Annotated in this window: 13 protein-coding genes; 4 read left to right on the top strand and 9 right to left on the bottom strand. The window is 69.9% G+C overall.

All coding sequences use genetic code 11. The annotated features are described in order from the left end of the window. Positions 1 to 56: 56 nt before the first annotated feature. From AB0B35_RS19785 to AB0B35_RS19775, 3 genes are all read right to left on the bottom strand, one after another. Positions 57 to 785, bottom strand: coding sequence for a DUF3152 domain-containing protein (locus AB0B35_RS19785; protein WP_361047510.1), 729 nt, complete (start codon positions 783 to 785; stop codon positions 57 to 59). A 275-nt stretch (positions 786 to 1,060) separates the two neighbouring features. Beyond that, positions 1,061 to 2,710, bottom strand: a complete 1,650-nt coding sequence (locus AB0B35_RS19780) for an ATP-binding protein (RefSeq protein WP_361047326.1) — start codon at positions 2,708 to 2,710, stop codon at positions 1,061 to 1,063. Next, complete coding sequence (locus tag AB0B35_RS19775; protein ID WP_361047323.1) at positions 2,707 to 3,396, bottom strand: response regulator transcription factor; 690 nt, start codon at positions 3,394 to 3,396, stop codon at positions 2,707 to 2,709. The genes AB0B35_RS19780 and AB0B35_RS19775 overlap by 4 nt, the downstream gene beginning before the upstream one ends. A gap of 137 nt (positions 3,397 to 3,533) precedes the next feature. Here AB0B35_RS19775 and AB0B35_RS19770 point away from each other — a divergent pair, with 137 nt between their 5' ends. The 4 genes from AB0B35_RS19770 (at position 3,534) to AB0B35_RS19755 (ending at position 7,021) form a co-directional block, all read left to right on the top strand. Next, positions 3,534 to 4,073, top strand: a complete 540-nt coding sequence (locus tag AB0B35_RS19770) for a hypothetical protein (RefSeq protein ID WP_361047320.1) — start codon at positions 3,534 to 3,536, stop codon at positions 4,071 to 4,073. 77 nt (positions 4,074 to 4,150) lie between these two features. Then, positions 4,151 to 5,152, top strand: a complete 1,002-nt coding sequence (locus tag AB0B35_RS19765) for a peptidoglycan-binding domain-containing protein (protein ID WP_361047318.1) — start codon at positions 4,151 to 4,153, stop codon at positions 5,150 to 5,152. Further along, on the top strand, positions 5,149 to 5,835 hold the full coding sequence (locus AB0B35_RS19760; RefSeq protein ID WP_361047315.1) for an ABC transporter ATP-binding protein: 687 nt from the start codon (positions 5,149 to 5,151) through the stop codon (positions 5,833 to 5,835). Before AB0B35_RS19765 ends, AB0B35_RS19760 begins: the two co-directional genes overlap by 4 nt. Further along, positions 5,828 to 7,021: an ABC transporter permease gene (locus AB0B35_RS19755; protein WP_361047313.1), complete on the top strand. Its 1,194-nt coding sequence runs from the start codon at positions 5,828 to 5,830 to the stop codon at positions 7,019 to 7,021. Before AB0B35_RS19760 ends, AB0B35_RS19755 begins: the two co-directional genes overlap by 8 nt. 57 nt (positions 7,022 to 7,078) lie before the next feature. On the opposite strand, the gene AB0B35_RS19750 is transcribed toward AB0B35_RS19755, so the two are convergent. The 6 genes from AB0B35_RS19750 to AB0B35_RS19725 form a co-directional block, all read right to left on the bottom strand. Continuing rightward, entirely contained in the window at positions 7,079 to 7,594 is a 516-nt protein-coding gene (locus tag AB0B35_RS19750; RefSeq protein WP_361047310.1) for a hypothetical protein, read from the bottom strand. A 251-nt stretch (positions 7,595 to 7,845) separates the two neighbouring features. Beyond that, complete coding sequence (locus AB0B35_RS19745; protein ID WP_361047306.1) at positions 7,846 to 8,733, bottom strand: hypothetical protein; 888 nt, start codon at positions 8,731 to 8,733, stop codon at positions 7,846 to 7,848. A gap of 556 nt (positions 8,734 to 9,289) precedes the next feature. Further along, a complete protein-coding gene (locus tag AB0B35_RS19740; protein ID WP_361047303.1) occupies positions 9,290 to 10,753 on the bottom strand; it encodes an ATP-binding cassette domain-containing protein in 1,464 nt (487 codons plus the stop codon). Next, a complete protein-coding gene (locus AB0B35_RS19735) occupies positions 10,750 to 11,712 on the bottom strand; it encodes a branched-chain amino acid ABC transporter permease (protein ID WP_361047301.1) in 963 nt (320 codons plus the stop codon). The genes AB0B35_RS19740 and AB0B35_RS19735 overlap by 4 nt, the downstream gene beginning before the upstream one ends. Next, a complete protein-coding gene (locus AB0B35_RS19730) occupies positions 11,709 to 12,584 on the bottom strand; it encodes a branched-chain amino acid ABC transporter permease (RefSeq protein ID WP_361047298.1) in 876 nt (291 codons plus the stop codon). Before AB0B35_RS19730 ends, AB0B35_RS19735 begins: the two co-directional genes overlap by 4 nt. A gap of 13 nt (positions 12,585 to 12,597) precedes the next feature. After that, positions 12,598 to 13,407, bottom strand: a complete 810-nt coding sequence (locus tag AB0B35_RS19725; protein ID WP_361047295.1) for a class I SAM-dependent methyltransferase — start codon at positions 13,405 to 13,407, stop codon at positions 12,598 to 12,600. Positions 13,408 to 13,434: the final 27 nt, after the last annotated feature.

Below are 13,434 nucleotides of genomic sequence, written 5' to 3'. Positions count from 1 at the left end.
GGGGCCAACACCGTTTGTGTCGTACATTCCCTACCCAACCTCACGGGACGGACCCCCTAGATCGGCGGCCCTGTGTATCGTCTGCCGTTGAGGTAGGGCCAGGGGTTGGCTACGCATCCTCTCAGTCCGTATGTCTGCTGTTGCATGACGGGTGCGGGTCGGTCCTTTCCTGGGCAGGCTTCGTGGTTCTTTCCGAGTTCGTGGCCGACCTCGTGGTTGATCACGTATGCCTGGTAGAGGCTGAGTTCGGTCTTGGTCGCGATGTAGTCGGGTACGGACAGGCGCCAGCGGTTGAGGTTGATGACGACGCGGCCGGGTAGGCGGCAGGAGGTGTAGGAGACGCCGTCGACGCGAGTGTCCATGCCGCCGGTGGCGCACATCTTGCGGGTGGTCTCTCCGGTGGCCAGGTAGATGGTGAAGTCGTAGGCGGATCCGCGGCCGACGCGTTGCAGCCGGTACTGCTTGCTGGCGATCCAGCTGCGAGGATCGCCGAGTGCGGCGTCGATTGCTGCGGTGAAGGCGGGTAGCTCGTCGCCGGTGATGTTGGTTTCGGCCGCGACGCGGAATCGCTTGACCACGCCGTTTGAGCCGAGTGTCTTGCCTCGAGCCGCCGCGTAGCTCCATGTTCCGGGCCCGGATGCCGGGATCGGACCGGCGATCTGGTAGACGGGCTGCGGCGTGGGAGATGGCGTGAGTGACGCCTCAGCGCTGGGGCTGCCACCGGTGCTCGGGGCGAGTCGCGGCGGTTGCGCCTGTTGCAGGTTGCCGCGCAGGAGGGCCAGCACGATCAACGAGACCCCTGCCAGCAGGCAGCCGACGGCTGTCGGAACCTGCCATCGCTTTCGGCGTGTGTCCGGTCGCGTCCGGCTCGGCGCTGACCGCGGCCTGGTGGGACGTTTTGAGTCTTGGTGTATCGCGGGCGGCAGTGGTTGACGCCCAGCCGTTGCGTGAGGGGGATTCATTCCCGGACGTTAGGCAGGTCGTCTTGAAGAACCTTTCAAGATCCTGCGCCGTGGCCGTCCGATCGTGGATCGGCGTGAGGTTGCTGGCGGGGCGGCGGTTACACATACGGCAGGTTGATGGTGAAGGTGGTGCCTGCACCGAGCTGGCTGGCAGCGTTGATGGTGCCGCCATGGTCGGTGATGAACTGTCGCGCGATGGCCAGGCCGAGGCCCGACCCGGATGAGGGCCCGGCTAGTCGGGTGCGGGCGGGGTCGGCGCGCCAGAACCGGTCGAACAGGTGTGGCAGGTCGGCTTCGGCGATGCCGGTGCCGGTGTCGGTCACCGTGACGCGGCATTGGTCGCCTGCGGTCGTGACCGCGAGGGTGATGGTGCCGCCCGCAGGGGTGGCGGCCAAGGCGTTGCGCACGAGGTTGCCGATGACCTGCCGAAGCCGGTCAGGGTCGCCGTAGACGCGTGCCGGGCCGTCGGTGACGGTGGTCAGGTTGACGGCGGCGTGTGCGGCGGCAACGCGTTGTGCGTCGCGGCAGTTGGCGAGGAGTTCGGCAAGGTCGAGGAGGGTCTTGTGGTAGGTGAGCGCTCCGGCTTCGGCCAGGGCGAGGTCCTGCAGGTCGTCGATGATGCGCTGCTGGAGCACCGCCTCGTCGAGCAGTGACCTGAACACCTCCGGAGTGGGCGGGATGACGCCGTCTTGGAGCGCTTCGAGGTAGCCGCGCAGGTTGGCCAGCGGGGTACGCAGTTCGTGGGCGATATCGGCAGTCATGCGCCGCTGCCGTTCCTCGCTGGCGTGCAGCGAGTCGGCCATCCGGTTGAACGCGCGGGCGAGTTCGGCCAGTTCGTCGCGACCTGCGGCAGGAACTCGTCTGGCGAGATCGCCCTGGCCTATGTGCCGCGCCGCTGCGGTCAGCGCTTCGATGGGGCGCAGCACGCGGCGGCTGAGCAGCCATGACACCGCAATCGCGATGGCGGCGACGAGGCCTGCAACCGTCGCAATGGTGCCGCTCTTCAGCCGAGGCGCAGGGTCCTGAGCCGCGCCGATGTGCACCTGCACGGGCGCGGGCGCGAACGCACCGATCGCCTTGGTGAACACTGATTGCAAGCACGGCTCGGGATCGTCATTACTTTCGCGGCATTTGCGTACTGCGTCCATGAACTGCGGAGATGGCCGTATGCCGCGACTCCGGGCTTTCTGCTCCTTGTTGCACGCGGTGAGCGTCTGTTCGGAGGCGTCGACGGCCTGGTAGGTGGGGGTGCCGAACTCGCCCACGGTCGTCTTGACCGATGCTCCGGCTGCGGTCAGGCAGCGAGCGTAGACAAGTCCGATCTGGTACTCGATGATCTCGGTTGCCATGGTCTTGGCGATGCTGCCCCAGTACCAGTCGCGTCCTACCTTCATTTGCCAGGTCGGGCGCGGATCGACCAGCAGCGGGGATCCGGTGGTGTCTCGGGCCGTGTTGCCGGCCAGGACGTCGGAGTCGGCAATGACGCTGCCGGAGTCGGTGGTCAGGCGTATGCGTTGGCGCGTGCTGCGTGACAGGTCCAGGACCTTGGTGCTGATGCCGTCCCAGCTTCCGCGGGTGCGGGCGTGGTCGCCGAGTTCGGTGGTGATCTGTTTGATCTGCTGCTGGTTGGCGGTGACTGTCTCGTTGAGCTGGCGGCTGGCTTGTTGCAGCGTGAGCCACGCCGTCGCCGCCGTCGAGACCACGGCGATCAGTATGACCATGGTGATGACACGCAGGCGGAAGCTCATGATGCCTCTGCGAGGCGGTAGCCGCGGCCGTAGACGGTCTGGACGTAGCGTGGCTGGGCCGGGTCGTCTTCGATCTTGCGGCGGAGGTTCATGATGTGGGCGTCCACGGTGCGTTCCTCAACGTGGTTGTCGAACCCGAAGGCGCGGTCAATGATGTGCGCGCGGGTGAACACGCGGCCGGGCTCGGCGGCCAGTGCCGCGAGGATGGCGAACTCCTTGGCGGTGAGCGCGACGTTGCGGCCGGCGGCGTGGACCTCGAACCGACCACTGTCGATGACCAGGTCGCCGACTCGGATCGGTTCGTCGGCGTCGTTGGTCAGGCGGCCGGCGCGGCGCAGCAGTGCGCGTACGCGGGCGGTGAGCTGGCGTGGGCTGTAGGGCTTGGTGACGTAGTCGTCGGCGCCGAGGTCCAGGCCGAGCAGGATGTCGTCCTCGGTGCTGCGTGAGGTCAGCATCAGGATCGCCACGTCGGACTCGGTGCGCAGGATGCGGCAGACGTCCAGGCCGTCGACGGCGGGCATCATCACGTCGAGGACGACAAGGTCTGGCCGGTAGGCGCGGCAGCGCTCGAGCGCGGAGCGGCCGTCGGCGACCACCTGCACGCTGTGGCCTTCGCGCTCGAGGTAGACCCGTAGTAGATGGGACTGTTTTGGGTCGTCCTCGGCGATCAAGATTCGGGCGGCCAAGGCGGGCCTCCTTCCTCGTAGAGTAAGCGAGGTTAGCCGGGTAGGACGCCCCGGCGGCAGGTGTGCTGAGAAGATCGCATCAGCGGCGGACGGCTTCTTCAATGATTCTTCACATCTGTGGATCTACGGTCCCGGGCATGATCTTTTCGCGGAAGACGACCCTCGGGATTCTGGCTGCGCTCGCGCTGGCGGGCTGCGGCAGCAGTGGTACAGATGCGCCTGGCGTGGCTTCGGCAGGCGGGAGCCCTTCGGCTGTGGCCAGCGCGGACCCGATCACTGCGTACGTGGAGGGCCAGCGGGCCTGGGTTAAGTGTCTGCGGGCCGAGGGTGTTCAGGTGTCCGATCCTGACCCGAAGGGGAACGTCAGCTTCACCGGAAACCCGAAGAAGGACCCGAAGTTCCTGGCCGCGTCGCAGAAGTGCCAGCCGCTGCAGCAGCCCCGACCGGCGGAGTTGAACGACAAGGTATCCCCGGAGGACTTGGAGATCGCACGTCGGTACGCCGAGTGCATGCGCGCCAACGGTGTGCCGGAGTTTCCCGATCCGGGCCCGGACGGCATTCAGCCGGAACGGCCCGACGGCACGCCCCTGTGGGACCAGAACAGTGCCGCCGCCGTCCGAGCGGGAAAGATCTGCGACGCGGCCGGCGGGTTCACCCCGGGTCCGGTGAATGGCTGATGGACCGGTCTGCGGATGGCGCCGGTGCGCGAAGGCGTCGAAAGCGGCTGCGGGCTGCGATCGGTGCCGGGTTGGGTGTGGCGGTGCTGGCAGCGGGGGCGGCGGCGTTCGGGTTCGGCGGAGCCGAACCCGAACGGCCCGAAGCTGAATCCCGAGCCTTCGCCCTGGTGCAGGTGACCGAAGAGACGCTGACCGACTATGTCAGCTTTGACGGCCAGGTCGGCTACGGGCCGACCACGCCGCTTGCAGTCAAGGCGGCAGGCACGGTGACGTGGCTGCCTGCCGCAGGAAGCGTCGTCAAGCGCGGCCAGGTGCTGACAAGGGTGGACGAAACACCAGCGGTGCTGTTCTACGGCGCGACGCCGATGTATCGGCCGCTTACCGAACAGGCCAAGGGCGCTGACGTCAAGCAAATCGAGGCGAACCTGCAGAAGCTGGGCTACGGCGGGTTCACCGTCGATGACACCTTCTCGGCCTCGACGACCGCCGCGGTCAAACGCTGGCAGCGCGACCTCGGCCTAACACCTACCGGCACAGTCGAGGCCGAGCGGATCATATTCGGCCCGGGACCGATTCGCGTCGAACGCCACCTGGCACGCATCGGCGCTGCCAGCCCCGCCGACGTGCTCGCCTACACCGGTACGACCAAGCTGGTCACGGCAACGCTCGACGCCGGTGACGCGGGCTGGGCCGCACCGGGTACGGCCGTGGCGGTCACACGTCCAGGCGGCGCGACGACCGCAGGCCGGGTGGAGGTAGTCGGTCAGGCAGAGCCGAGCGAGGGCGGGGCCGCCGCCCAAGGCGTCAGTGTGACCGTCAGCGTCGCCGACCAGAAGGCTTTGACGGGTGCCGAACGAGGGCCGGTCGAGGTTCGCTACGCCCGGCAGGAACGTAAAGACGTACTTACCGTGCCGGTAGGTGCGCTGCTGGCACTGGCTGAAGGCGGATACGGACTGGAGGTTGCCGAAGGTGAGGCGGCCCGGATCGTCGCGGTGAAGACTGGCCTGTTCGCCGACGGCAAGGTCGAGGTCACCGGGCCGGACCTGCGGCCCGGGATGACCGTGCGGATGCCGAAATGACGTCGATCGTGCAGCTACGCAACGTGTCGAAGGTCTACCCCGGCGGTGTCGCCGCGCTCACCGGCGTCGACCTGACGATCGGCGCCGGGGAACTGGTCGGCATAGTCGGCCCGTCCGGCTCGGGCAAGTCCACCATGCTGCACCTGCTCGGCACCCTGGACCTGCCCACCTCCGGGACCGTCGAGATCGACGGCCGCGACGTGAGCAGGCTGTCCGACAAGGCGTTGTCGGCGCTGCGCGCCACCACGATCGGGTTCGTGTTCCAGCAGTTCCACCTCGCGCCGGGAGTCAGCGTGCTGGACAACGTCGCCGACGGCCTGCTCTACGCCGGACGGCCGCTTCGAAAGCGCAGGCAACGTGCCGAGGCGGCACTCGATCGGGTCGGCATGGCACACCGACTGGAGCACCTGCCCCATGAACTGTCCGGCGGCGAGCGCCAGCGTGTCGCCGTCGCCCGCGCCGTGATCGGCCAGCCCGCGCTGCTGCTGGCCGACGAACCCACCGGCAACCTCGACACCGCCTCCGGCACCGCCGTACTCAACCTGATCAAAGAACTCAGCGGTGCAGGCACGACCGTCGTCGTGATCACCCACGACCTGCAGATCGCAGCACAGCTGCCCCGCCGCGTCGAGATCCGCGACGGCAACCTGATCGCCGACTCGGGAGGCCAACCCCATGCCTGAACGACCCAAATCGATCCGATTGCGTCCTACCGACGTGCTGCGCGTCGGCTCGGCGGGCGTGCGCACCCGGCCGCTGCGCGCATTCCTCTCCGCCATGGGCATCGCCATCGGCATCGGCGCCATGCTCGCGGTGGTCGGCATCTCCACTTCCAGCCGAGCTGAACTAGACCGGACCCTGGCTAAGCTCGGCACCAACCTGCTCACCGTCGCCCCGGGCAGCACCCTGCACGGCGAGGACGCGAAACTGCCCAAAGAGGCGACCGCGATGATCGGCCGGATCGCTCCCGTCGAGTCGGCCGCAGCCACCGGCCAGACCGGCGCCAACGTCTACCGCAACGACCACGTCCCCACCGGGCAGACGGGCAGCATCGCCGTCCTTGCCGCAAGCCCAGACCTACCCCGAACCGTGGGGGCAAACCTCCGCGCCGGATCCTGGCTCACTCCCGCCACCGCCACCTATCCGGGGGTGGTCCTCGGCTCCCGGGCGGCACAACGCCTCGACCTGCCCAGCCCGGGCGTACGGGTCTGGCTCGGCAAACAGTGGTTCGCCGTCGTCGGCATCCTCGAGCCCGTTCCGCTCGCCCCGGAACTGGACAGCGCCGCACTGGCCGGCTGGGACGCCGCAGCGACCTACCTGGGCTTCGACGGACATCCCACTACCGTCTACACCCGCGTCGCCGAACCACAGGTCACCGCAGTCCGCGCTGTCCTCGCCGCCACTGCCAATCCCCAGGCCCCGCACGAAGTCGCCATCTCCCGACCCTCTGACGCACTGGCGGCCAAGCAGGCCACCGACACCACCCTGACCGCGCTCCTACTCGGCCTCGGCGGCGTCGCCCTGCTCGTCGGTGGCGTCGGCGTCGCCAACACAATGATCATCACAGTACTGGAGAGACGCGCCGAGATCGGCCTGCGCCGCGCACTCGGCGCCACCCGCGGCCACATCCGGACCCAGTTCCTCGCCGAATCACTCCTGCTCTCAGCGATCGGCGGCGCCGGCGGCATCCTGCTCGGCATCACCGCCACCAGCATCTACGCCACCGTCCGCAACTGGCCCACCATCCTGCCCGCCTGGGCCACCGTCGGCGGCCTGGCCGCAACTCTGATCATCGGCGCACTCGCCGGCCTCTACCCGGCCATCCGCGCCAGCCACCTACCCCCCGCCCAGACTCTCGCCAGTTCCTAACCACACAAACATTCCGAATCCTGCGAGGACCCCGACACGACACGCAACATCGTCCGTTCACGCCTCGCCAGAGTCTGTGGTCCATTGAACTGATGAAGCAACTGAACACCGAACAGGCCCAAAGTCCATCCACAACACGATGTCGAAGCCGTCCATCAGCACCGAGGTCGCCTCCAGCCACTGAGCGCCGGGGTGGGGGACAAGCGCCAGGCGCGCGAGTTCCACTCCCGTCTCAGCGGCGGCGACCGGGCTGAGGCCGGGGAAGTTCACCACCGCACACCAGCTGCCCGCAGCGGACGCCTCGCCTAGCAGGGCCAGTAGCAGGCCGGCCGACCCGCTTATGCCGACGACCGCTCCGCGGCGAAGACCCCTCCACGGCAGTAGCTCCGCCAGCGCGTCATGCACCGGAAGCGCTGGTGCCGGGTTGAGCTCTGGGAGCCCGTCGGCGGTGCCGACGGCGTGGGTCATCTCGCTGGTGTTGCCGCGGCGTCCCGCCTTGTCCCGTACGACCGCGAGCGCACGGGCGATGTCGCCCGCGTCGGCGATGCGCGCACCTGATGGTGATGCGGACACGCAAAGCTCCCTGCTGCCACCGGCCGGGAAGCGCCGAATGCTCTCGTACAGTTGTTCGAAAGATAGCAGCAGACAAGGGCGGCTGCGCAAGTTCTCGCCACCCGGCCGGCGCGGTGAGCCGCCTGTGCGGCTACCCGGTGCGTCGGCCGCAGTTTGATCGCACCGCTGAAAGCATCGGTGTGCGGCAGCGGCGGGGTGCGTCCGTGCGCGATTCTGCGGAATGCCCTCGCAGTCCGTGTCGGCCGGTCAGGTCACTGCGGCAGGGCGGCCGCCCACTGGCCTTCCAGGTAGACGATCATCTTCACGACCGATTCGGGCTTCAGGTGGGATCCAGGGGGAGGGGTCATGGCGATCTGCTCGTAACCGAGCAGGTGCCCCGAGGCCGGATCGATGAGGAGGATGTCCCTGACCATGCCGGCGGCGGGGTCGCCGGTGTCGAGGGTGACCGCGGCGCCTTGGCGGCCTACCCGGTCTTGGGTCAGGCCGTGCCACTTCAGGCCCGGCACGTCGGCGAGGACGCTGAGTGCGGCCGAGCGCTGACGCGGATCGAGTAGATGCTCGCGGCACAGCGCCGCGACCGCTCGCACGACGTGTTCTGGACCGTCGCCCGTGTCGTAGGCGTCAAGTTGTCGCCGCAGCGTTTCGCGGTCTGTGCTGGGGGGTCCGGCCAGGCGGGGTACCCATTGGCCCGGTTCGGCGCGGTGGCCGGGCGGGCAGGACGCGGCCGGTTGGTTGGCCAGGCGGTTCATGGTGGCCGGTTCGATGACCAGGCAGCGTTTGGCCAGCGCGGACCCGTCGGGGTGCCACCACAGTTGCTCGTCGTAGGTGGCCAGCACGTCTCGTGTGGCGTCGGCGATGTCCCAGGTCCTGATGTGCAGGTAGGTAACGCTCCCGTCGGCGTCGGAGGGCTGGCCGTTGAGCAGCGCTGAAAGGGGCAGCGGTGAGGAGGCCGGGACGGCATGTGCTGTGTCAGCCTGGTCACCTGTCTCGCGGATGGTTCGGACGACCATGGCCGCTGCGCCCACAGCGGCGACGATAGCGAGGGCGACGACCGCCCTGGGGACGCGGCGCCGGGCGTAGCTCTCGCGCTCGTCGATGCCGTCCAGAGGCGGGGCGTCGTGGTGGTGGGTGGTCGACACCGGTGAGGTCCTGTCGTGTTGTCCGGTCGCGGTCAGAGGAGGATCGGTGGGGCGGCCGCGGCGTGTCGGTGGGCGGCGTCTGGGGGTGTGATGTGGCGCCACCCCTCATGGCGGTCCCAGATGATCGGGCTGGCGCATTCGCTGCAGGTGTGCTGCCAGCCGTAGGCATCGGTGAGAGCGACGGGCCGGGTGCAGCGTTGGCATCTGTTGTCGGGCCCGGCTGTGGGCGTGTGCGGCTCGTCGATGGCGGCGTCGGCGCCGTGGGGGCGGTGACGGGCGATCAGCCGCTGTCCGGTCCAGGCGTGCGTGCCGATGGCGAGTCCTGGAGTGCCCGGCGGCTGGTGGGTGCTGCGCATGGCGGCTGCCTCTCGTGTGGGCGGTGGATGGTGTCACCCGGCCGGGGCCGGTCCGGCCGGGTGACTGCGATGCCGCCTGGGGGAGACCGCGGCATCGCGCCCGCGGTTGGCGCGGGCTGTGCGGGCAGCTCGCTCACCCCTCCGAAGCGAGCGTCCCGCGGCACCGGCTGGCTGTCTGATCGAGACGGCCTGCCGGCGGGTCACTGGGCGGCGGCGGCCTCCCCTTCGGGAACGGTGCTTGTGCTGGTGCGCAGGTCCCGGGTCAGGTGGTGTGCGGTGATAGTGCCGTCGGCCAGGACCACGACCGTGTCGGCGATGTGGTGCCCGAGCTGCATGGCCGGTTCGGCGAGCAGCACCGCGAGTCCGCCGTCGATCAGCTGGTTGAGTGCCGCGCCGAGCGCGCCGACGATCGCTGGGGCGAGGCCCTCGGCGGGCTCATCCAGCAGCAGGACGTTTGGACTGGTCGTCAGTGCCCTGGCGATCGACAGCATCTGCTGTTCGCCGCCCGAGAGCTGGCTGCCCCGGTGGTGGAGCCGATCGGCCAGGGCCGGGAACAGTGCCAGGATCTGGTCCTTGGTGACGGACGGCGCGCGGCGGCGCGGGTGGGCCACGACGAGGTGCTCGGCGACGGTCAGGCGCGGCCAGAGGCGGCGTCCCTGGGGGACCGTCGCGAGTCCGGCGTCGACCGCATGGTGCGGCGGCATGCCTGCGGTCGGGTGGCCGCCGACCAGGACGGTGCCGCGAACGCCGTGGTGCAGTCCGCTGATGGCGTTGAGCAGTGTGGTCTTGCCTGCTCCGTTTGCACCGACGACGGCGGCCGCCTCACCGGTGTGGACGTCCAGGCTGATGTCGGTGAGCAGGGTGGTGCCGTAACCGACCGCGGGCAGGCGGACGGTCAGGGCCGGACGCGCTGCTTGCGGGGCCCTTGGCCGCCTGGTGGGTGCGGTGCCGGTCGCGGCGTAGACGGCGTTCACCCGGGCGTCGGTGCGTATTGCCGCGGCCGGGCCCGTCGCGAGCAGTTGTCCCTGGTGCAGGACCGTGACGGTGTCGGCGATGTCGAAGACCAGGTCGAGATGGTGGTCGACGATGACCGTGGTGACCTGTTCGGGCAGGGCGGTGAGGACGTCTCGAAGGCGGTGAAGCTCTCCACTGGACAGGCCGGCGGAAGGCTCGTCGAGCAGCAGCAGGCGGGGTGCGCCGGCCAGGGCGATGGCGAGTTCCAGCAGTCGGCGTTCGCCGTAGGACAGCGCTGCGGCTGGTACGGCGGCGCGGTCTTGCAGCCCGACGGTGTTCAGGGCGTTGACGCCGCGGGCTGCCGCGCTGATCCGGTCGGCGGTGCGTGGGCCGGGGCGTGTGGCCAGCACCAAGTGCTGCGCGACGGTGAGGTTGGGCCAGATCGCGGGGTGCTGGTGGGTGCGCCCGATGCCTGCTCGGGCGCGACTCTCGGGGCTCAGCCGGGTGATGTCGGCTCCGTGCAGCCGTAGGCGTCCGCTGCTGAGCCGTAGTGCTCCGGCGATCAGGCTGAGCAGGGTGGACTTCCCGGCGCCGTTGGGGCCGATGACGGCGTGGCGTTCACCTGCGGGGATGGTGAGGCTCAGCGGGTGCAGGGCTTGCAGCCCGCCGTAGGTGCGCGATACCTGGTCGAGGTGCAGTGCTGCGGTCATGGTGCGCTCCGTGGCCGTTGGCGGGCCAGGCTGGGCAGGTCGTGGCGGGGTAGGTAGGCGGCGGCGATGAGTAGCAGGCCGATGAGGGCGATGCCGTGGCCGGTGGTGCCGCCCAGCCAGTCGCGGACCGCGACCAGGGCGATGGCGGCGGCGAACGCGCCGGGCATGGTGCCCACTCCCAGCACTGCCGCTGCCAGCGCAAGCGCAGAGGACCCGAACGCCATGTCGGCGGGGGAGACGTACTGGTGGGCGGTGGTGAGCATCGCGCCCGCGGCTCCGGCGATCGCGCCGGCGATGGTGTAGGCGGCGAGTAATTGGCGGCCGACCGGGTGTCCGCTGGCGCGCAGCCGGGGCTCGTGGTCGCTGGCGGCGCGCAGGGCGAGCACGAACCGGGTCCGCATGAGCGCGGCGATGCACCCGACGATCACGACCGTCGTGGCCAGCAGGTAGAGATAGGTCAGGCCGTCGGAGGCCAGCGGGGCCAGGCCGGGCAGCGGCACGACCGGGGGCACGTGTCGGCCCTCGCTGCCGCCGGTGACCGGCGCCAGGGAGAGGGCTGCCACGTGAAGGAGCTCGGCGAGCGCGACGGTCACCATCAGGAAGGTCACAGCGCGGGTGCGTACCGCCAGTAGCCCGGTGGCGGCAGCCGCGATCGCGCCGGCGGCCGACGCGGCGATGAGCTGCACGGGGCCGAGCGCGGTGACCGTATCTGCAACGAGCGCCGCGGTGTATGCGCCGACGCCCAGGTATGCGGCCTGGCCCAGGGGCGCGAGCCCGGCGGGACCGGCCAGCAGCTGAGCGCTCATCGACAGCACCGCCATGACCAGCGCCGTGGAGGCCAGCGACACCAGGTAGGCGTTGGCCGCCCAGGGAAGCGCCACAGCGGTGGCCAGCGCCGCCGTGGCCAGGACGGCCCGTGCCGGGATTCTGCGGAATGGGTGCCGGGGCGTGCTGTTCATGCGGGCCTGCCGAGGGTGCTGCGGCGGGTGACCAGCACGACCAGCATGGCTGCGGCGAGCAGGAACGGGGCGGTGGCCGGCGGGGCCAGGAGCACGCCGAGGGTCTGGACCTGGCCGACTCCCACGGCTGCGGCTAGGGCACCGCGCATGGATCCGAGACCGCCGACCACGACGATGATCAGCGACTGGCTCAAGACGATGTGGTCGACGCCGGGGGCGGGACCGATGACCGGGGCGGCGGCCACGCCGACGGCGACGGCCATAGCGCCGCCTGCGGCCAGGACCGCGATCTGGACTCGGCGGGTGCGGATGCCGGTGGCTTCGGCCATCGGCGCGTCGGTGACCACTGCTCGGATGACGGCCCCGGCGCGGGACCGGTCGATGGTCAGGACGAGGCTGGTGGCCACCGCGGCGGCGATGCCGATGAACACCAGCCGCCAGGCGGGGTAGGCATGGCCCGCCAGGTCGACCGATCCTGCCAGCGCCGCGGGCGGGCTTACGTGCAGCGGTTCGCCGCTGAACAGGGCGGTGAGGACGTCGGCGCCGATGAACGACAGGCCGAGGGTGGCCAACGCCTGGTCGAAGGGCCTGCGTGACAGCGGGCGCATCGCGAGCGACAGCAGCCCTCCGGCGGTGGCGCCGATGGCGGCGCCGACGGCTACGGCCAGCAGGAGGCCGGTCAAGCCGCCGTCGCTTAGCGACCAGGCGGTGTAGGCCCCGACCAGGTAGAGCGTGCCGTGAGCCAGGTTGAGCACGTCGGCGACGCCCCAGATGAGCGTCAGACCGGCGGCGACGACGAACAGCACCAGGCCGTACGCCAGGCCGTCGACGACGGTGATGAGGTAGCGGTCGAGCAGCGGCAACAGGTTCACGGCACGCCCTTCGTCAGCCGGCGATCGGGCGGCGGCCGACGGTGGTGTGCATCAGGTAGTCCGACAGCACCAGCTCGGGGTCACGCAGCAGGTCCCGCAGCGCGATCAGCTCGTCGACCTCCATCCCAGCGGCGACGAGGTGGTCCTGCAGCTGGATGGAGTTGCTGTGGTGCAGCATCGCGACCCCGGTTCCGCCGGTCCAGGTCTGGGAGTGCGTCACGGTGGCGACGTCGACCAGGCCGCAGTCCCGCATCGCCTGGTTGGCGTCGGCCGCCCAGTGCATGTCGGCGCCCCGGGAGGTCCCGAGGCCGAGCAGCACCTTCTGGAACGTGTGGAACAGGTCGGTGGCCTTGGCGTCGGGACTGGCGCGCACCATGTCGTGCCAGGTGCAGTCCCAGTCGGAGATGACGATGCGGCCGCCGGGGACGAGCGCCTGTGCGAGGCGGGCGAGGACCTGCTTGCGTTCGGGCAGGTGCATGAGCAGCAACCGGGCGTGGATGAGGTCCAGCGAGTTCGGCTCGAGTTCGGCGGTGCGGATGTCGTCGGCCCGGACGGTCAGGTTCGGCCGCTGCTGGGTGATGTGGACGGGGGCGATGTCCAGCGCGGTGACGTGCCCGGCCGGCCCCACCTGCTGGGCCAGCCAGTAGCTGATCGTCCCGGCGCCGGGCCCGGCGTCCAGGCAGCGCAGTCCCGGGCGGATGCCCGTGCTTTCCAGCACGCCGATGCTGTGCGGGTCCAGGATCTCGGCCAGCAGCCGCACCTGGGTGGCTGCTTCGTTGGTGGTGTTGTCGAACATGTACGCGTTCGCAGGGGCGGTGCCCATGATGGTCGTCTCCTTGATGGTCGGTCG

It is taken from the genome of Catellatospora sp. NPDC049133 (assembly GCF_040648455.1).
GTDB lineage: Bacteria > Actinomycetota > Actinomycetes > Mycobacteriales > Micromonosporaceae > Catellatospora > Catellatospora aurea.
The sequence above is the reverse complement of the archived record's forward strand: the minus strand, read 5'-3'. Positions and strand labels throughout refer to the sequence as shown.